Below are 19,533 nucleotides of genomic sequence, written 5' to 3'. Positions count from 1 at the left end.
CCTGGATCACGGATTCAACGGTTTGAGAGCGTGGGCCGGCGAGGTCTTCTGCTTGCCGTGGCCAATCTCCCGGTGGATTTCCGGCAGCGCCTGGATCAATTGCGCGGGCGCGGCGCCCGGCTGCGCCTCCGGGCCTGGGCGCGCGTAGCGGGCCCTGAGAAAAGCTAGCAAAGGATTGCCGGATTTGACGGAGCGCTCAGCTATTGCCGCACTCATTTCACGACAACCATTGGTCCGACGAAGCCAAAGATAAAGCGCCCCCACTTGCGGCGGCTCGCCCCTGAGCTGCCGGCGCACCTGTCTCCAGGCGTACGCGGGGGACTCGCGCCAAGCCTGACAGTGGCGCTGCCAAGCGTTTTTCGCCTGGGTGCTCAGCGCGCCGCCCCAGTTGCGGATGGCCAAGCCGACACCTGCCAGCACCAGTAGTGCAGCGGCCAGAGCCAGCCAATGGCCGGCAATGCGAACCTGCGCCTTGCGGCCGAGCTCGCGTAGGTCGTCGCTGATGGAAAATGGCGCCTGGTAAACCGCTGCCGCCTGGGCCGACAACGTCAATGCCGGCACCGAGGCCGAGCGCGGCTCACCGCTGTCCGCAGCCCACCAGTGCAACTCGATGGCGGGCAGCTGGAAGTCTCCAGCGCGATTGACCACGTAAGTCACCGCATCGAAGCGCTCGCCGCCCAGGACGCCACCACGGCCATCGCTCAGCGGCTGCACGGTCGGCGCTTGCACATAGCGGCGCAGCCCGTCCACGTCGGTGAAGACCGGGGCGGGAATCAGCATGGCCTGGGCGCCCTGAGCGCGGACATGCAGCGTGCGCGTCACACTGTCCCCGACGCGCAGCGGTTCGTGGGAGGCCTTGAGTTCCTGGCTGATGGCGAGCTGGCTGGCCACCAGCCGCTGCCCCGACGCCGCGTCCGCGCCTGCCGGCTGCCGGGCGGTGAAGTGCAGCGCCGGGCTGCGCACCTGCATCGGGCCACTGCCCTGCCCCGGCTGCACCTGGATATCCAGTGGAGGAATATCAAAGCGGCGCGCCGCCTGCGGGGTGATCTGGTAGCGGTAGCGCAGGCCGAAGAAAGCCTGGCCGTCCATCTTCTCGTTGAGGTGCGAGGCCTCGCTGGCAGGCTCGGAGACCACCGCGCCGGCCAGCTTCAACGGCGGCAGTTGCGGCGGCTGGCTGAACCAGGTGTCCACCAGCAGATCGACCTGCAGCGTCAGCGTGCCGCCCACCATCACCGAGTCGCCCGGTTGCAGCTCGGCACGGACCTTCACCTGCGGCTCGGCCGCCAGCCCGAACAACGGCAGGCACAGCATGAAAAACGCCAGCGCGCGCCTCATGATCCCGCCCCCGTCGCCGCGTCCTGCAGCAGGAACTTGCGCCGCAGGAACTGCGCGGGCGAGGTGCTCAGGTTGTTCAGCCATTGTTCGTCCGATTCGGCCTGCTGCCCCTTGCGCGGCACGTCCCTGCCCTTGCCGCCGCTGTTGTCGAAGACTTCCTGGTCGGGCTTCTCGTCAGGCGGGCCGGCTTGCTGCTGGTCCTCGCGATCCTTCTCCAGCGCCTGGGCCAGCGCCAGGTTGGCGGCGGCCTGCGGGAACGCTGGCTGACGCGCCAGGGCCTGCTGATAGGCGCCGATGGCCTGATCGAACTTCGACAGGCGCACATAGGTATTGCCCAGGTAGAAATACGCCTGCGCCGAATCCAGGCGGGCAAAGCTGGCCAGGGCCAGTTCGTAATCCGCCGCGCGGTAGGCGGCCAGGCCTTTCCAGAAGGGATCGCGGAAGTGCGCCGCCGCCTGCGGGTAGTGCCCGTGTTCGAAGGCCCAGCGCCCCTGCTGATCGGCGGTGAAGAAGGCATCGGCCAGCGTTCCGGCACGCGCCGGCTGCGGTAGTCCGCCAAGGCTCGCCGCCAGCAGCAGAGCGCTCAGCCAATGCACCTTCCAGCCTTTACGCACGCTCAACAGCGCCAGCAACAGCACCGGCCAGCACAGCCAGTAGCCAGCGTCCTTCCAGTGCAATTGCTGCTCATCTCCCTGGGCCGCCTGGAAGTGTTGCTGGGCGTGCAGCTCGATCCAGTCCAGGTCATCGTCGTTCAGGGTCAGGCTGCCCAGCGGCGCATCGGCGGCGTCCGCCAGGTCTTTCAGCCCTTGCGCATCGAACGTGCCGAGCAACGGGCGGCCGGCAGCATCCTGCTGGCTGCCGGCGAGCAGTCCGCCATCCTGGCTGCCGACCGCCAGCACCAGCACTTGCAGGTCCGTGCCACGCAGTGCCTTGTCGATGGCATCGAACTGCGCCTTGTCGGCGCCATCGGTCAGCAGCACCAGAGTGCCCGGCGATTGTTCGGCGGCCAGCAGGCGTTTGGCGATCTCGATGGCACCCAGCGCGTCCTTGCCGCTGCGCTGAATCAGGCCGGGCGCCAGCGCCTGCAGGAAGCTGTCGAGCAACCCGGCGTCCTGGGTGGCGGGCAGCACCAGATGCGCGCTGCCGGCGTAGGCAATGAGCGCCGTCGAACTGCCCGGCCGCCGCGCGATGAGGTCGTGCAGCTTGTGCTTGGCCGCCTCGATGCGCGAGGGCGGCACGTCGCTGGCGGCCATGGAGGGCGACAGGTCCAGCGCCAGGATCAGCGGCGCGCGGTTTTCCAGGAAGGCCGGGCGGTCCTGCTCCCAGGTAGGCCCGGAAGCGGCCACGGCGCCGATTACCACCAGCGCGCCAAGCAGTTGCACCGGGCGCACACGGTGCTGGTCGACCGGGGTGATCACCAGATGCTGCAACAGATGCGGCGCAATGATCCCGTCAAGGCGTCGCGCCAGGTCGTGACGCCGGCTCCACAGCCACGGCAACAGTACGCCCGGCAGTAGCAGCAACAGCCACCAGGGCCGCAGAAAATGGAAGGCGCTGAAGTCGATGTCCATCAGAGCTCCGCTTCCTGGCCGATGGATGTCGTGCGCGGCACTGCCAGCCGACCGGCGATGGCCGCCACGACGTGTGCCGCCAGCAGCAACAACAGCGCAGCGCCCAATGGCAGCCAGAACAGGTCGCGCTTGGGCTGGTGGCTCAGGGTTTTCACCTGGTGCGGGGTGATCTGGTCCAGCGTCGCGTAAACCGTCTGCAGCGCCTCGCGGTCGCCGGCGCGGAAGAAACGCCCACCGGTGGTGCGGGCGATATCCTGCAAGGTCTGCAGGTCCACCTTCGCCTCGCCGCTGGCGGCGGGGTCGCCGATGCCGATGGTGTGCACCACCACACCGCGTTCATGGGCCATGGAAGCGGCATGGCTGGGCGTGATGGCACTGCCGGTGTCGTTGCCGTCAGTGAGCAGGATCAGAACCTTCTGCTGCTCCGGCGCCTTCTCGAGCAGCTTGATGGTCAGGCCGATGGCATCGCCCAACGCGGTATTGGGCCCGGCCATGCCGATGCCCACCTCGTCCAGCAGCATCAGCAGGCTGGCGTGGTCCAGCGTGGGTGGCGACTGCGCGAAGGCGCCGGTGCCAAAGACGATCAGGCCGATACGGTCGTCCTTGCGCTGGCCGATGAAGTCGCGCACGACGCCCTTGACGATGCTCAGGCGGTCCACGCGGTTGCCCGCGGCGTCGCGGTAGTCATTGGTCTCCATGGACTGGGAGATGTCGATGGCCAGCATCAGGTCGCGGATCGGCTGCACACGCTCGATGGGCTTTTCCACCAGTACCGGCCGCGCGCAGGCGACCAGCAGCAGCGCCCAGACCAGCAAGTTGAGCGGCAACTGCCAGCGCCCGCCGGCAGCGCCGCCGCGGCTGGGCTCCTGACCCGCCGCCTGGCTCATGGCGGCGAAAAACGGCACGCGCAAGGCGCTGCGCGCTTCGCGGTAGGCCGGCAGGTAGCGCCAGGCGAGCCAGGGCAATGGCAACAGGAGCAGCAGCCAGGGGTAGTCAAGCTGCCACATGGTGCACCTCGACCCACTCCCGGCAGGCTGCCAGCAACGCCCGCACGTCCTGCTCGCCCAGCGCCTGCACACGGGCATCGGGCGCGTAGGCCAGCAGTGCGAGGCGCTGATCCAGATCCGCCGGCAGCGTCACCATGCTACGACTTTGCAGGTACGCCTGCCAGGCGCCGCCGCCCAGGGGCGCCGGGGCTTCTGCGCCGGGCATCGACAGCGCCACGCGCTTGACCAGCGCCGGCAATTGGCGCAGTGCCGCCAGCCTTCGTTCCGGGTCCCCCAGCGCCGCGCTCAGATCATCCAGCAGCAGCAGCGCCTCGCGCCGATAACGATCACGCTGCCATTTCCGGTAACGCCAGGCCGCCCACGCCGCCAACGTCAGTAGCACCAGCACGGCGAGTACCACCCAGGCCCAGGTCTGCGGCCAGTAGCTGATCTCCAGCGGCGGCGCCGGCAATTCCTGGAGCTGGTCGATGCTTGGAATGCTCATCGCGCCAGGCGCCCCAGTTCGCCGCGTAGCTGTTCCAGACCATCGCGGCCGCTGCTGAACATCATCAGCGGCACCTGGCTGCGGCGCAGCAGCGTCGCGACATCCTTCAGGCGCCCGGAGAGAAACTCCCCCAGCGGCCGCTGGACCTGGCGCCGACCGACCTCTAGCTCGACCTGCAGCTCGCCCTGGGTAACGGTTACCCGGCCCCTGTCGGGCAGTTTCAGTGCAATCGGATCGAAAACCTGCAGGGCCAGCACATCGTTATGCGCGCTCAGTTGCCGCAGCAATTGCAGCGTCTGCTCGGTGACGCCGGCGAAGTCGCTGATGATCACCACCAGGCTGTCGTGCCCGGCCACGCCCAAGCATTGGCGCAGGACGCGATCGAGCTGGCCGGGCGAGTCGTCGTCACTTCGCGTGGCCTGCAGCGCGTGGTTGTGACGGACGATGGCCGCGCACAGCGCTTCCACCCTCGCCCGGCTGCGCAAGGGGCGGATGTATTCGATGGCCTGATCGCCGAACACCAGGCCGCCGACTCGGTCGCCGGCCTGCAAAGCCATCCAGGCACCAAGCGCTGCCAGCTCGGCGGCGAGCACCGACTTGAAGCTGCGCCTGGAGCCGAAGTACATGCTCATGCGCTGATCCACCAGCAGCAGCGTCGGCCGGTCACGTTCCTCGGTGTAGCTGCGCACGAAGGGCTTGCCGTAGCGCAGCGAGGCGCGCCAGTCGAGGTGGCGCAGGTCGTCGCCGGGGTTGTACTGGCGCAGCTCGTCGAAACTCAGCCCGCGGCCGCGAAGGCGCGCCGCGTGGCTGCCGGACAGCACGCTGGAAAGCGGCTGCCGCGAGACAAAGCTCAGGCCGCGCACCCGGTGTTCCAGGAGCATCAGCTGATCCAGCGACGCGTAGACGAAACCATCGGCGACCGGCTGCGGTTCGGCCATGGATGCCTCCTCAGGCCGGAATCGCCACTTTGTCGAGCAGGCGGTCGATGACCTGATCGGTGCCCACGCCATCGGCCACCGCGTCGTAGGACAACAGCAGGCGATGGCGCAGGACCGGGTGTACGACGGCGCGCACATCGTCGGGCGTGACGTAGTCGTTGCCGGCCATCCAGGCGTGGGCGCGGGAAACGCGGTCCAGGCTGATGCCTCCGCGCGGACTGGCGCCGACCTTCAGCCAGCGGGCCAGATCGGCGTCGTAGTCAGCCGGGTGGCGCGTGGCGTTGATCAGGTCGATCAGGTAGCGGTCGATGGCCTCGGAGACATGTACGTCACCCACTTCCTTGCGCGCGGCGAACACCGCTTCCTGCGCCAGCGGCGTGATTGCTTCGGGCGCCGCCCCAGCCTGCTGGCTCCGCTCCTCGGCGCGTACCAGTTGCAGCACGCGGGACTCGTCCTCGACCTTGGGATAGTCAATCAGCAGCTTCATCAGGAAGCGGTCCATCTGCGCTTCGGGCAGAGGGTAGGTGCCTTCCTGCTCGATCGGGTTCTGCGTCGCCAGCACCATGAATAGTCCCGGCATGCGGTGGGTCTGCCCGGCCACGGTGATCTGGCGTTCCTCCATGGCTTCCAGCAGCGCCGCCTGCACCTTAGCCGGTGCGCGGTTGATCTCGTCGGCGAGGATGACGTTGCCGAACAGCGGCCCCGGTTGGAACTTCAGCTGGTTGCCCTGCTCGGTCTGCTGGAGGATTTCAGCGCCGGTGATGTCCGACGGCAGCAGATCGGGAGTGAACTGCACGCGGCTCATGCGCGCATCGAGATGCTTTGAGAGGGCCTTCACGGTACGGGTCTTGGCCAGACCCGGAAGGCTTTCCAGAAGGACATGACCATTGGCCAGAAGACCCAGCAGGATATGCCGGACGGTTTCTTCCTGACCCAGTACCTGCGCCGATACGGCGCCTTCCAGGCCTGCAATCTGTTCACGCGTGGTCACGGGCGAGTTCCTTGTTCCGTCGATTCGTTTCCCTGCCGTAGGCGTGCTGGAGCTGCCCCTACACACTGACGTGCCTCGGCCTGCGAGGTAACTGTAGCTTCTGTGAAACGCCGCGCCATGATGGCACTTGTCGTGAAATGAACAGGGCGATGGCGAGAACTACGCCCCCAGGTTTGCACAACTGGAGGCAGCATCTAGGCTGGTCTGGGTCACCGCGCAAGCCTCGGGGAGTTCAGCGGTGCCGGGGGAAAGCGCCAATGCGGAACACGATTCAACGCGTGCGCTCACACGCTTTGGCAGAGGAAGCCCATGCACAATAAGCCTGCATCAAGCTATTGCCCCCTCGCGACAGCCCTCACGCTTTCTGCCCTTGCCCTAGCAGGAGCCGATGCTCGCGCCGCCGACCTGCTGATCTATGAAGCAGGTCAGGAAGGTAATGGGCTGGCCAACGCTGGCGCCGCCGCTCTGGCAAGGGACCCGAGCGTGTTGATGAGCAACCCCGCCGGCATCACCGAGCTCAAGGGCACCCAGGTGAATCTCAATGGCCAGGTGATCTTCGGCCACTACCAATTCTCCCGCGATGCAGACAACCAATTCAGCGGCAAGGAAGGCGGCAATGCGCTGGAGTACCTACCCGGCGCAAGCTTCTTCATCAGCCACCAGATCGATGAGCGCAGCGCCATCGGCTTCGGCACGTACGGCAATTTCGGCTTGGCCGTGGACTACGACGATGACTGGGCTGGCCGCTATTTCACCCAGGAATCCACGCTGATCGGCGTCTCCTTCCAGCCGACTCTCGCGCACAAGTTCACCGACGACCTATCTATCGGCATTGGTCCGCGCATCGTCTATGGCTACTACCGCACCGAGGTGGCCGTGAACAACAGCGTGCTGGGTCTGGTGGATCGCCCGGACGGCCAGCTGCGCTACAAGGACACCGACGTGGCCGCTGGCTTCAACATCGGCCTGCTTTACCACCTCACTGCCCAGACACGCCTGGGGCTTGCGTATACCAGCAAGGTGAAGTTCGAATTCGAGGATCGCCCGCAGCTCAAGAACATCAGCAATCCACTGCTCAACGCGGCCTTGCGTCGTAGCAGCGTCGATCAGTTGGAGCTGGACATGAATATCCCGCAGACCGTGCTGTTCAGCGTGGCCCACGAGCTGGACGCCCAATGGACGCTGCTGGGAAGCCTGGGCTGGCAGGACTGGAGCGACTTCGGGAAGATCGGCGTCGAAGTGGACACCGACAACGCCGGAACCAGTACGACGGTGGACCGCCAGTACAAAGACTCCTGGCACGCCTCCGTGGGCGCGCAATACCAGTACACCCCTCGACTGCGGTGGAGCATGGGCGTGGGCTACGACAGCGCCATGGTCGACGACAGCGATCGCACCGTGGACAACCCGGCCGGCGCCATCTGGCGCCTGGCCACGGGTGTCAACTACGACTTGGGTGACGGCATGGACGTGCATGCCGCCTACACGCTCATGTGGCTGGGCGACCTGGATGTTGAACAGACCAAGTCACGATCCGGAAATACCTTGTCAGGTACCTACAAGGATGCCGCGTTGCATGTACTGGGTGCGGGCGTCACCTGGCGCTTCTAGCGCCGGGCCAGAAATTCCAGAAGCCAACCTACCAGTCGTCTCGAACACGAGGAGCAACTCCATGCAGTTGAAGTCGTTAGCGGTCTCGCTGTGCCTGGCATCCCTGATGCTGTCTGGCTGTGCAAGCAAGTACGTGGAGCCTGAACAGTACTCGGGTTTCCTCAAGGACTACAGCGTGCTCAAGGAAGAAAAATCGCCCTCGGGAGCCGCAGTGATGCGCTGGATCAAACCGGGGATCGACGTCAGCCAGTTCACCAGCGTGTACGTCGAGCCGAGCCAGTTGTACCCGCGGCCGCAGCCGACCGAGAAGATTCCCCAGAGCACCCTTGACGGCATCACGAAATACTATGACCAGGCGCTGCAAACCCAGTTCGCCAAGGCATTGCCCCTGGCCAGCGGCCCCGGCCCAGGCGTGCTGATCGTGCGCCCGGCGATCACCGCCGTCAGCGCCTCGACCAAAGGCCTGCAACCCTATGAAGTGATTCCCATCGCGCTTATCGCCGCCGGCGTCAGCACCGCCACGGGGATTCGCGACCAGGACACCAGCATCGCCACCGAGGCCGCGTTCCTCAGCGGGAGCGACGGCAGCGTGGTTGCCGAAGTGGTGCGCAAGGGCGCCGGCACGGAGCTGGAGAACTCATCCCAGGTCATGACTGCCAACGACGCCAAGGCGGTGCTCGATGGCTGGGCGCGGGACATGCTCAAGTCCTTCGAGCAGCTCAAGCACAAGTGATGAACAGGGCGCCGTAGAAGGCGCCCGTTTCGCCCCACCCAGCTGCGGAGACAGCCATGGACAGCATCCGCGGAACCGCCTTCCTCCAGTTCGGCGAACTGCTCGCCGAGCGTGGCGCGTCGTTACGCGACCATCTCTCCCCTCACCACGTCAGTCTGGATGTGGTCGGCGACTACGAGAAGATCCTCTCCTACAAGAGCCTGGTGCAGATCTTCGAAGCCAGTTCAGGGGCCTTGCAGATGCCCGCGCTCGGACTGGAACTGGCCACCCGACAGGGCTCTACCCTGCTGGGCCCGCTCCAGCACCTTGCCCGCACGGCTGCCACTGTCGGCGAAGCCCTGGTCGCTGTGTTGCGCTACATGGGACTCTACAGCCCCTCCATTCACTACCGGCTGGAACAGCGCAACGGTCGCGCCCTACTGTACTTCGACAACGCCCTGCCCTGCAGTACGCAAATACCGCAGATCGTCGAGAAGTCCGTCCTGCATGGCCGGCTGATGATCGCAGAACTGCTCGGCGCGTCGTTCAGCCCGCAGGCGGTCCTGTTCCGGCATCAGCCACTGGGCGATCTGGCAGCCTACCAGCGCTATTTCAATTGCCCGGTGAGCTTCGCCCAGGATCACAACGCCCTGGTATTGCGCACCTCGGACCTGAGACGCCCCTGTAACCAGGCCGATGCCACGCTGCATGAAATCGTCAGGTTCTACCTGGATGCTCACTGCACGCCGGAGGACAATCTCTTCCTTCAGCTGCAGCGCCACATCCAGGCGCTGCTGCCCAAGAGTCGTTGTTCGCTCGAGGAAGTGGCGCGCTTGCTGGGCATGAACTCCCGGACGCTGCAACGGCGCCTGGCGAGCAGCGGAGTGGACTTCGAGAATCGCGTCGATGGCATCCGCCGGCAGCAGGCAGCCCAGCTGCTGCGCGAAACCGGTCTGACTGTTGCGCAGATTTCCGCCGAGCTAGGGTATCGACGGGCGACCTCCTTCTGCCGCGCCCACCATCGCTGGTTCGGCATGACACCTATCGAGCATCGGCTGCAATCGCAGCCTCGATTCAAATCCGCGACCCGCTAAATCCTCATTGCGCCGGGTTGCCCCATTGCCGGTTGATCGGTTCGAGGCGAGGGTCGTTCGGCGCAACTTGTTGCAAACGCTGCACGTAGCCCCTGGCCTGTTCCAGCTGGCCAGCCGAGGTATGCAGGTAGATCAGCGCGTAGAGCAGATCCGGATCATCGGGCGAGCTTTCCAGCCCTTTGGCTAATGCGCTCGCCGCTTCGCCTGGCCGCCGCAACTGCGCCAGCAGCAGGCCCTGGTTGTAGCGAACGCGGGCATTGCCCGGCAGCTCATCGGCGGCCGTGGACATCCATTTCACCCCCTCCTCCGGATTGCCGTGCTCGACCAGCAACAGCGCCAGCATGTAGGCGAGATTGCCGTGGTCACTGGCTGGCAACCCTTCCAGGGCGAGCCCCTCACGCAGTAGCTGCTCCGCCTTGCCGCTCTGCTCGGAGCCGCTGTAGAGCGTCACCAGGTTCACCCGCGCCGGGATGAAATGCGCGTCCAGGCGCAAGGCCTGCTGGTATTGCTCGATGGCCTGCGCAGTCTCCCCGCGACGCTGCAGGAAGACCGCCAGGTTCAGCCGCCCACCGGGCAGGTCCGTATTCCCGCGCAGACGCTTCTCGTAGTCCACCAGTTGACTGGAAAACGCCACGCGGCGCTCGGCGGGGATGGATTCGATCGGCACGTCGGCCAACGCCTTGACCGCCTCATCGCGGACAGCCAGCGCGCTGTCGTCCAACTGGGGAAGCAGCAACCTGATACGAGCCTCAGGCGGCAGGCGGGCGAAGCCGGGAATCGCGTAGGCACGAACCAGGGCGCTGTCATCATTGAGCGCCCAGCGCAGGGTCGTCAGCCCGGGCTGCCCCAGTTCGACCAGGCGCTGCGCGGCAGTCGCCCGAACGATAGGCGCGCTGCCGATATCGGCGATCACCGCGCCCAGCAGGCTCACAGAAGCGGGGTCGCCCATGCGCGCAGCATGGAAGGACTCGCCATAGTGTTTCGGTCGCTTCGGCGAGGCGAACCATCCTTCGATGGCCTTGGCCGCCCAGGCCGGTTTCTGGTCGCGGTGGCAGGCCGTGCACGCATCGGGCGCTCCCGTCTGCTCGGCCAGGTCAGGACGCGGCAGACGGAAGTCATGGTCACGACGCGGGTCGACCACCATGTACGTCTTGCTGGCCATGTGGCAGTTGACGCACTGGGCCCCGGGCGATCCCGCCAGGTGATGATGGTGCTCAGGGCTGTCGTAACTCTTCGCCTGCAGACTGGGGAAACGCGCAACCGGCGGGTTGGCGTTGTGGCACTGCATACACAGGCCATTGCCTTCGATGCGTACCTTGCCGGTGTGTGGATTGTGGCAATCCGTGCAGGCCACTCCGGCCGCGTACATCTTGCTCTGGCTGAAGGAGCCGAACTCGTAGACTTCTCCATCGATCTGCCCGTCCGCGTGGTACAACCCCGCGCGCAGAGTCGCCGGCAACGACGCATCCAACTGCGGGTGCCCTGGCTGCTGGCCCACGCCAAGGGTCTGGCGGCGGCTGTGGCAGAAGGCGCATTGGCCCACCAGCTCCTTGCTCCCCAGGGACTTGAAGTCGAACGGCAGGCCGATGTCCTTCGCCGAGGCATAGGTCTTGATTGCGCTCTTGTTTTGCTTCGCCCAATAGACATGGGCCTGGCCGGGGCCGTGGCAACCCTGGCAGCCCACCGTCTTCTCCTGCCAGGTGGTGGCGAAGGTATCGGTCTTGTCGTCGTAGTGCTTCATCAGCCGTGTCGAGTGGCAATCGGCGCACATCGCGTTCCAGTTCTGGAAGCGGCCGGTCCAGTGCAATGCATCATCCGGCGCGAAGCGCTGTCCGGGATAGAGCGAGAACCAGCGCTGCCCACCGGCTTCCTTCGGCCGGCTATCCCAGGCGATGGTCAGCGCCTGCAGATGACCATTGGGGAAGGCCACGAGGTACTGCTGTAGCGGGTAATGCCCGAAGATGTACTGGATAGGGAAGTCGCCGGGTTTGCCGTCGCGCCCTTCGGTGCGGACGTAGTAACGCCCTCCGTTTTCGTAAAACCGGGCGCTAACGCCGGCCTCCTCGAAGCTCTGGTTGGCGAAGTTGCCCAGGACATTGCCTGCGGTCGCGTCGCGCATCGCCCATGCATGATCGGACGCCTTCCACTGCTCGGACTGCTCCTTGTGACACCCCATGCAACTGGCTGCATCGGCATATCCCTGACGATCCTTGGCGAGCCCAGGCTTGGCCCCTGACGTGGCGGCCATAGAGTAACCACAGCCCAACAACAGCAACAGCAACAGCATCAGCACGTAGCGCAGCAGCACGCAGTTTCCTTACTCATCGGCCATGAGGGCTATGCGGTTTGACGACTCGCGCTGTTTGGCATCACGGCACAGCGACTTCGTTTGATTGCGACTCAAGCGTAGTTACACCAGACAGGCTCTGCACAGAGTCTTATTGAATTTATGAAAAACGCCCGGCTTGCGCCCTTCCACAGGCCGTTTTCATGCTGGCGAAATAGAGCGCGTTGGGACGTCGGCGCCGGGGCTTGGTGCTCGAGCAACTACCCCGAAGATCGCCACTGCTACCCGGAATAAAACGGTTGAACGTCCGCTATGGGTCGCTAACAGATGCTGCAAAGCGGCAGCGCGAAGCTAGGCTGCTCCACAGCCGGATGTCGTTCCTCTTCTCTTCATGCCCTAAGCTGGCATCAGTACTATCTGGCTTCCCTCAATCAAGAAGGATTTTCGTATGGGATTTCTGGGCCTGAATCGCCGCGATGGCGAGCAAATCCGATTGATCATTGAGCCTGGCACCAATGCCGACATCCTATTCCAAGAGCTTCTGCGCAACGGCATCACTATCCAAATCAATGCAACGTCGAACCCCAACCAAACTCGAGTAAGCATTGATGCACCTAAGCAGATCACGATTCTTCGAGGGGAGTTGCTTCAGCCCTAGGTAACATCTCGATTAGGGGAGAGGTGCTACTGCACAGGCCAAGAGGCTAGCCTGCAGGAGGCGTGAAAAAGAGAGTCCGCTTTGGGTCGGATGCTGCCTCTATTCCGGGGCAGCTATCGGCCAGAAGCGGACGGTAGCTGTCCCCTGTCAAAGCCCCTATCGGAGCTAAAGCAGTTTATCTAGGCTTGTCTTTATCTCACTCAATTGGCCATAGCTCATGAGCCGTCACAAAATCACGCTGATCATGCCCGCCCCGGCAGCTGATACCTTCGAGGCATTTCATAATCATGTCGTGCGCCTGCAATGGGACACCCTGCTGTCAGCAGCCCACGTAGAGGGTGGTGGTAGTCACCCCTACAACGGAGCCGTGACCTACAACCAGGGGCGCGGATGCCTGCGCCCATTATCGATGCGAACTCGATTCGTAAACTATCAACCAGGAAAGGTGGCTGCCGCGATGTTGGTGGAGCCAGCAGGCATCTTTCAATACTGGTCGGCATCAATGCGCCACCGTGACCTGCATGAAGGGGAGTCAGAGTTGATCTACACCTTCAATCTGCGCATCCGCCCGCGATGGCTCGGCTGGCTAGTAGATGCGTGGGCAAACCGTTTGTTCGCGCACGCCACCCGAAAACGCTTCGAGGCAATGGCTGAGTATTTGCGAAAAACCAATCAGCAGCCACGCAAGATACGGTAGCACCATCGTCTGCTTTGGGTCGGTGGCAGACGGTGAGTCACCTGTCTGCGAAATCCTTAAAGAGATGGGGCGATGTGCGCCAAGTCACGTTCGACGCAGGCTAGCAAGCCCGACTGAACATCAGTCCGCCGGCTTGGGCACACTACGCCGAGCCTGCCCAGCAGCAGGCTCGGCATTCTGTTACTTCAACCCTGATATCTGGCTGCCGGCACGCTGCGCGACAAGTTGGGCAGCAGTTTCTGGCGCGCCGTTTCATAGTCATTCAGGTCGGCGATTTCCGGTAGCGCCGGAATGGTGACGAATTCGCCCTGGTCCAGCCCGGCCAGAGCCGCATCCACCATATCGTCTGCCTTCATCACGATGGCATCCGGCAGATGCTCCAGCGGTGTGCCGGCCAAGCCCCAGAAGTCAGTAGCGGTCGCGCCGGGCAGTACCACCTGCACCCGAACGTTCTTGTCCGCCAGTTCATGACGCAGCGATTGGCTGAAGGCGAGGACGAATGCCTTGGAGCCGCCGTACACGCCATTGAGCACCTCTGGCGCAATGGCAACTATGGAGGCGATGTTGATCAAGGTGCCGCCACCGCGAGCCACGAAGCCGGGCACAGCCGCGTAGGTCAGGCGCGTCAGGACGTTCACGTTGAGCGTGAGCAGATCCTCCAGCTTGTCGACGTTCGATTCCAGCAAGGGGCGAGTGGCACCGATACCGGCGTTGTTCACCAGTACGCGGATGCTGGCATCCGAACGGAGCAGTGCTTCGACGCGGGCCAGATCGGCCTTGTCGGCAAGGTCGGCGACCTCCACCTCGATGGAGCGCCCGGTTTCATCGCTCAGGCGCTTGGCCAGCGCATTCAGACGCCCGCGATTACGGGCAACCAGGATCAGGTCATAGCCACGACGGGCCAGGCGTTCGGCATAGATGGCGCCAATACCGGAGGAAGCGCCGGTGATCAGGGCAGTACCAGGGTGAGAGTGACTCATGTCGATTCTCCAGCGGTGGTTGGGAGGAACTGGAGATCAGGATGCAGCGACTTGGCTGCATCTCAAATGACGTATAAGGTAGTGATTCAGGACATCAGAGAATCCATCATGCACCGCATCGGCTATCTGCTCACTGACGGGTTCCAGGTGCTCTCCCTGGCCACCCAATCGGTCTTCGAGTTCGCCAATCTGGTGGTCGGTGAGCCGGTCTACAGCGTCGAGCATTTCTCGCCGTCCGGAGGCCTGGTTCGCTCCTCGCTGGGGCTGACCATGGAGACCCGCCCCCTGCAAGCACCGCGATTGGCCGACACCTGGATAGTGGTCGGGGTCAACGACCCGGTGGAGAGCGAGACCGATCCTGCGCTTCTCGACTTCGTGCGCAAGGCTGGCAGCCAGGCGCGCCGCACCGTCGGTATCTGCACTGGCGGCTTTATCCTCGCAGAAGCAGGACTGCTCGCAGGGCGACGCGCAACAACCCATTGGGCCTACGCCCAGGCCTTGCAGAAACGCCATCCGCAGATCACGGTCGAGGAAGATCGCATTTACATCGTCGACGGCCCCTTCTGGACATCGGCGGGCATGACAGCCGGCCTCGACCTGGCCGTCGGCATGGTGGAGAAAGACCTTGGCGCAGAGGTCGCTCGCTCAGTGGCGCACAAGCTGGTGATGCACCAGCACCGCTCAGGTGGCCAATCACAGCATTCTGAAATGCTCGACCTCGCCCCCAAGTCCGATCGCATCCAAAGCGCCTTGAACTACGCCCGTCAGCACCTGAAGCAACCGCTGGGCGTCGAGGAACTGGCTGATGTTGCACACCTCAGCCCGCGCCAATTCACCCGCGTGTTCACCGCCGAGACGGGACAATCCCCAGCCAAGGCCATCGAGGGCCTTCGCCTGGAAGCTGCCAGGTTGATGATCGAGCAGAGCCGCCACTCACTCGATGTGGTGGCCAGGGAGACGGGCTTCCGGGATCGCCGTCATATGCGGGAAGTCTTCATGCGCGGCTTCGGCGTTCCTCCACAAGCAGTGCGCCGAGATGCTCGCAGGGTGGTTCCGGCTCACTCAGGCGTGACTGATGGGGACGCAGGCTGATGGCTGCTTTTGGGTCCGCCCTGGCGCCAAAGTGGAGTCAACACTTCACGCTCGCACGGGCCTCCGCCCATGCTGCGGAAATGCCCGCCAGCGTGGTGAACATGGTCGACGACATGGCGCCATGACCACGCCCAATATTGATCGCATCGCCAGGAAAGGCGTGATGATTTCGGATGACGACGCCGAACCCGGCTGCACGGCCGGACGCGCGGCGTTAACCACTGGCCGGTAGCCGATCCGCAGCAGGCCCTGCGACCGGAAGGTCCAGCGGATCGGCACTCGGGCGCGCCAGCACTGAAGGTTTTCCAGTACAGCCGGTAGCGACCATACTCGGTCTTTGTGCAGCGAACCTCCTACCCGCCCATGTCCGACTCTGACCTTCAAGCTGAACCTGCCGCGCGAGACGCCTTGATCACCAGCAAACGCCAGCGGCGGCTCCTGCGCTCGCGCTGGCTGAAATGGCGACAGCATCTCGCATTCTGGGTCGGCGCATTGCTGGTGGGGCTCGTGGCCCTGGCCTTTGCCTGGCTGGCCGACAGGTCCTTCGGGCTGTTCCAGAGAATGCTGCAGGTCTCCCCCTGGCTCCCACTGCTGGCGACGCCACTGGGTTTTGCCCTGCTGGCCTGGGTCACCCAGCGCTGGTTCGTCAATTCAAAAGGCAGCGGCATCCCACAGGTGATTGCCGCGCTGGAATCGCCATCGCGCCGTTTTCGTGCACAGGTGCTCGCGCTTCCGGTGGCGCTGGTCAGGATGTTCTTCACCCTGGGCGCCCTGCTGGTCGGTGGCTCGGTCGGCCGGGAGGGGCCTACCGTGCACGTAGGAGCCGCGGTGATCTATGCCTTCGGCACACGCCTGGGCCTTCATGGCCGACGCACCGTGGCGGGGCTGATCCTCGCGGGAGGCGCCGCGGGCATTGCGGCAGCATTCAATACACCTCTTGCGGGGATCGTCTTCGCCATCGAGGAATTGAGCCGCACCTACGAGCAGCGTTTCAGTGGCCTGGTGCTGACCGCCGTGCTGATCGGCGGCGTGGTTACGCTGGGCCTGATGGGCCATTACTCCTACTTCGGCGACATCAGCGGCAGGCTGCCCACCGGCTGGGGCTGGAGTGAGGTGCCCGCCTGCGCTGTGCTGGGCGGTGTGCTCGGGGGGCTGTACGTGAAGCTGGTTCTGCCGACGCAACATGGCTGGATTGGCCGGATGTGTGCCCTGCGGGAGCGATTTCCCGTGCGCTTCGCCGCGGCCTGTGGACTTGCGCTGGCGCTACTCGGGGTGATTTCCGGCAATCACGTGTTCGGCACCGGCTACGAAGAAACCCGCGCGCTCCTGGATGGCAATCCGGTGACCGACGCCAGCTTCCTGCTATGGAAGTTCCTCGCCAATGTGGTGTCTTACCTGGCTGGGATTCCTGGCGGCCTGTTCTCGCCATCGCTGAGCGTCGGCGCGGGCTTCGCGCCATTACTTTCCCTGCTGCCGGGGATCAATCCGCAAACCTGCGCGCTGCTGGGCATGGGAGCCTACCTGGCCGGTGTCACCCGCTCGCCGCTGACCGCATCGGTAATCGTGCTGGAGCTTTCTCACAGTCCGGACCTGGCCATTCCCATGCTCGCGGCCACTCTGATGGCCTCTGCGATTTCCGGCTGGATCGCGCCCGTGTCGCTCTATCACGCCCTGGCCCGGCAGGTTCTCGACAAGGTGGCGCCGAACCGTCCGTGACCTCAGCGTACGACGTGGAGGTAATGCAGGTGCCTTTCGTACTGGTCGAGGATGTCGGAGATCACGTCATCGCGGGCCCAGCCCATGACGTCGTAATCCTGCCCGCCCTCGCGCAGATGCACTTCGGCACGGAAGTACTTGCGCGCCTCGCTGCCCTCCTCCTCTTCCAGCATCACGAAGCTGGGACTGGTGAAGGCCCGAGGACGGACTTCGTAGAGGAAATGGCCCTCCCCCGGCTGGGCCAGTTCCAGCGCCACGCGGCCATCCTCACGCTCCAGCACCTGGGCGTCATGGCCCTGCTTGCGCAGTTCTGCCGCCACTTCCTCGCAGGCAGGGCGCACCACTTCAGCGATGAAACGGGTGACATGGGCGCGCCGGGGACGCATGGCAATGCCGCGCAGGCGACGTTGCCAACCTCCGTCATGGTGCGGTGCGTGGCGCGGCGCCGGCAGCGCCTGGTTGCGCAACCCGCGGCGTGTGGCGTCCAGATGCAGGGCGCGGAATAGCCCCCAGATCGACGCCAGCAGGATCGCCGAGAATGGCAGCGCGCTGGCGATGGTCGCTGTCTGCAATGCCTTGAGCCCATTGGCCAGCAGCAATGCGACAGCCACCACACCGATGCTCACTGACCAGAAGATGCGCTGCCATAACGGTGAGTGGGCATGCCCCGAGGACGCCAGCATGTCCACGACCAGTGCGCCGGAATCAGCCGAGGTGACGAAGAACACCACCACCATCAGCACGGCGACCATCGACACCACGCTGGACAGCGGGAAGTGCTCAAGGAAGGCAAACAGCGCCAGGGAGCTGTCCTGGTCCACGACGGCGGCCAGGTCACGCACGCCTTCATTGAGAATCATGTGAATCGCCGAATCCCCGAACACCGTCATCCATAGCAGGGTGAAACCGGCCGGCACGAAGAGCACGCCACAGACGAACTCGCGGATGGTCCGCCCGCGCGAGATGCGCGCGATGAACAGCCCCACGAACGGCGACCAGGACAGCCACCAGCCCCAGTAGAGCAGCGTCCAGCCGCCGATCCAGTCAGTGGGTTCATAGGCGTAGAGGTTGAAGGTCTTGTTGACGATGTCCGACAGATAGGCGCCGGTATTCTGCACGTACGTCTGCAGCAGGAATACGGTCGGTCCGAGCAGCAGCACGAACAGCATGAGGATCACCGCCAGCGCCAGGTTCAGCTCCGAGAGGATGCGGATGCCCTTGTCCAGACCGCTGGCCACCGACAAGGTCGCCAGGGCGCAGGTCACGGCGATCAGAATGATCTGTACCGTGGCATTCACCGGCAGACCGAACAGGTGATGGAATCCGCTGTTGATCTGCAGCACACCATAGCCCAGGGAGGTGGCGACGCCGAACACGGTGCCGAGGATCGCGAAGATGTCCACCGCATGGCCTATCGGGCCGTGAATGCGCTCGCCGATCAGCGGGTAGAGCGCCGAGCGCAATGTCAGCGGCAAGCCCTTGCGGAAACTGAAGTAGGCCAGAATCAGGCCGACAATGGCGTAGATCGCCCACGCGTGCAGGCCCCAGTGGAAGAAGGTGATCTTCATCGCTTCGCGTGCCGCGGTGACGGTCCCCGCCTCGCCCACCGGCGGGCTGGTGAAGTGCATCACCGGTTCGGCCACGCCGAAGAACATCAGGCCAATGCCCATGCCGGCTGAGAACAGCATGGCGAACCAGCTGCTGCTGCGGTACTCCGGCTCGCTGTGATCGGGGCCGAGCTTGATGTCGCCATAGCGACTGACCGCCAGGAACACCACGCTGATCAGAATCAGCGCTACCGCGAGGATGTAGAACCAGCTGGCGTTGGTGAAGATCCACTGCTGGATGTGCTCGAACTGCGTCTGGGCCTGGCTCTTGAACAGCACCGCATAGAGCACCAGCAGCAGGATCAGGGCCGCACTGGTGTAGAAAACCGGCGGATTCAGGGTGCTTCGTGGCTTGCCGGAAGCGCTCATCGGGAAATTTGCTCCTGTGCAACGACATTGCGCGCACCGACGTCCAGGCCACGGCATGTTTGGCGGCACACCAGTCCAACGGTAACGCGCCCAGCACTCGTAATGGCTTGAGAGGCGCACGGCACAGTGCCCTGAACTTCAGGGCAACGCGTGGCACCCTGGGGTTCGCCCGCGCCAACCCATCCACGACGAGAGCCTGGTGCAAGGCCCTGGAGCGATCCGCATCGGGTCTGCACAAGACTAGTCGACGATTCCTCCCGGCGAGGGCAATGCAGCGAAAGCGGCAACGAAGGCCTGACACTGGCCGGGCACAAAGGCTGTGGGCCCGGCAGTGTGGCGGCGGTCCATAGAGGTGCGCGGAAGACGCCAGCGCGTGCTGCGCGG

16 protein-coding genes are annotated in these 19,533 nt (G+C 64.4%); 7 read left to right on the top strand and 9 right to left on the bottom strand.

Translation table 11 applies throughout. From position 1 onward, the window contains the following. Positions 1–6 precede the first annotated feature (6 nt). Genes AC2T4A_RS16495 through AC2T4A_RS16470 form a run of 6 tightly spaced genes read right to left on the bottom strand, consistent with a single transcriptional unit; the run spans position 7 to position 6,326 of the window. Positions 7–1,335, bottom strand: a complete 1,329-nt coding sequence (locus AC2T4A_RS16495) for a hypothetical protein (RefSeq protein WP_486741209.1) — start codon at positions 1,333–1,335, stop codon at positions 7–9. Next, positions 1,332–2,906 carry a vWA domain-containing protein gene (locus tag AC2T4A_RS16490; protein ID WP_486741208.1) on the bottom strand — a complete coding sequence of 525 codons (1,575 nt, stop codon included), beginning with the start codon at positions 2,904–2,906 and terminating at the stop codon, positions 1,332–1,334. Before AC2T4A_RS16490 ends, AC2T4A_RS16495 begins: the two co-directional genes overlap by 4 nt. Further along, positions 2,906–3,913, bottom strand: a complete 1,008-nt coding sequence (locus AC2T4A_RS16485; protein WP_486741207.1) for a VWA domain-containing protein — start codon at positions 3,911–3,913, stop codon at positions 2,906–2,908. Before AC2T4A_RS16485 ends, AC2T4A_RS16490 begins: the two co-directional genes overlap by 1 nt. Next, the gene (locus AC2T4A_RS16480) at positions 3,900–4,397 is read right to left on the bottom strand and encodes a DUF4381 domain-containing protein (protein ID WP_486741206.1); all 498 of its coding nucleotides are present in this window, start codon (positions 4,395–4,397) and stop codon (positions 3,900–3,902) included. Before AC2T4A_RS16480 ends, AC2T4A_RS16485 begins: the two co-directional genes overlap by 14 nt. Beyond that, positions 4,394–5,335, bottom strand: a complete 942-nt coding sequence (locus tag AC2T4A_RS16475) for a DUF58 domain-containing protein (RefSeq protein ID WP_401037052.1) — start codon at positions 5,333–5,335, stop codon at positions 4,394–4,396. The genes AC2T4A_RS16480 and AC2T4A_RS16475 overlap by 4 nt, the downstream gene beginning before the upstream one ends. A gap of 10 nt (positions 5,336–5,345) precedes the next feature. Further along, entirely contained in the window at positions 5,346–6,326 is a 981-nt protein-coding gene (locus tag AC2T4A_RS16470) for an AAA family ATPase (protein WP_486741205.1), read from the bottom strand. Between the two features lie 309 nt (positions 6,327–6,635). Here AC2T4A_RS16470 and AC2T4A_RS16465 point away from each other — a divergent pair, with 309 nt between their 5' ends. The 3 genes from AC2T4A_RS16465 (at position 6,636) to AC2T4A_RS16455 (ending at position 9,743) form a co-directional block, all read left to right on the top strand. Continuing rightward, the gene (locus AC2T4A_RS16465; RefSeq protein ID WP_486741204.1) at positions 6,636–7,937 is read left to right on the top strand and encodes an OmpP1/FadL family transporter; all 1,302 of its coding nucleotides are present in this window, start codon (positions 6,636–6,638) and stop codon (positions 7,935–7,937) included. 61 nt (positions 7,938–7,998) lie between these two features. After that, positions 7,999–8,670, top strand: a complete 672-nt coding sequence (locus tag AC2T4A_RS16460; RefSeq protein WP_486741203.1) for a DUF3313 domain-containing protein — start codon at positions 7,999–8,001, stop codon at positions 8,668–8,670. A gap of 56 nt (positions 8,671–8,726) precedes the next feature. After that, positions 8,727–9,743: an AraC family transcriptional regulator ligand-binding domain-containing protein gene (locus AC2T4A_RS16455; protein WP_486741202.1), complete on the top strand. Its 1,017-nt coding sequence runs from the start codon at positions 8,727–8,729 to the stop codon at positions 9,741–9,743. A gap of 4 nt (positions 9,744–9,747) precedes the next feature. Here AC2T4A_RS16455 and AC2T4A_RS16450 read toward each other — a convergent pair whose 3' ends face one another. Next, positions 9,748–12,051, bottom strand: a complete 2,304-nt coding sequence (locus AC2T4A_RS16450) for a tetratricopeptide repeat protein (protein WP_486741201.1) — start codon at positions 12,049–12,051, stop codon at positions 9,748–9,750. A 427-nt stretch (positions 12,052–12,478) separates the two neighbouring features. Between AC2T4A_RS16450 and AC2T4A_RS16445 the strand changes: the two genes are divergently transcribed. After that, positions 12,479–12,688, top strand: coding sequence for a carbon storage regulator (locus tag AC2T4A_RS16445; RefSeq protein WP_486741200.1), 210 nt, complete (start codon positions 12,479–12,481; stop codon positions 12,686–12,688). 217 nt (positions 12,689–12,905) lie between these two features. Next, complete coding sequence (locus AC2T4A_RS16440; protein ID WP_486741199.1) at positions 12,906–13,385, top strand: SRPBCC family protein; 480 nt, start codon at positions 12,906–12,908, stop codon at positions 13,383–13,385. A 185-nt stretch (positions 13,386–13,570) separates the two neighbouring features. Here the strand turns inward: AC2T4A_RS16440 and AC2T4A_RS16435 are convergent, their stop codons facing one another. Then, a complete protein-coding gene (locus tag AC2T4A_RS16435; RefSeq protein WP_478378154.1) occupies positions 13,571–14,365 on the bottom strand; it encodes an SDR family NAD(P)-dependent oxidoreductase in 795 nt (264 codons plus the stop codon). A 108-nt stretch (positions 14,366–14,473) separates the two neighbouring features. On the opposite strand from AC2T4A_RS16435, the gene AC2T4A_RS16430 reads away from it, so the two are divergent. Both AC2T4A_RS16430 and AC2T4A_RS16425 read left to right on the top strand, forming a co-directional pair. Next, complete coding sequence (locus AC2T4A_RS16430) at positions 14,474–15,457, top strand: GlxA family transcriptional regulator (protein WP_486743689.1); 984 nt, start codon at positions 14,474–14,476, stop codon at positions 15,455–15,457. Positions 15,458–15,949: 492 nt separating this feature from the next. Then, positions 15,950–17,173, top strand: coding sequence for a chloride channel protein (locus AC2T4A_RS16425; RefSeq protein ID WP_416748670.1), 1,224 nt, complete (start codon positions 15,950–15,952; stop codon positions 17,171–17,173). 2 nt (positions 17,174–17,175) lie between these two features. Here the strand turns inward: AC2T4A_RS16425 and AC2T4A_RS16420 are convergent, their stop codons facing one another. Beyond that, positions 17,176–19,149 carry a BCCT family transporter gene (locus AC2T4A_RS16420; RefSeq protein WP_416748104.1) on the bottom strand — a complete coding sequence of 658 codons (1,974 nt, stop codon included), beginning with the start codon at positions 19,147–19,149 and terminating at the stop codon, positions 17,176–17,178. Between the last annotated feature and the right edge of the window lie 384 nt (positions 19,150–19,533).

This window comes from Pseudomonas sp. PVC-3-1 (assembly GCF_057444315.1).
Note: the sequence above shows the minus strand (reverse complement) of the source record. Positions and strands in the feature narration are given on the sequence as shown.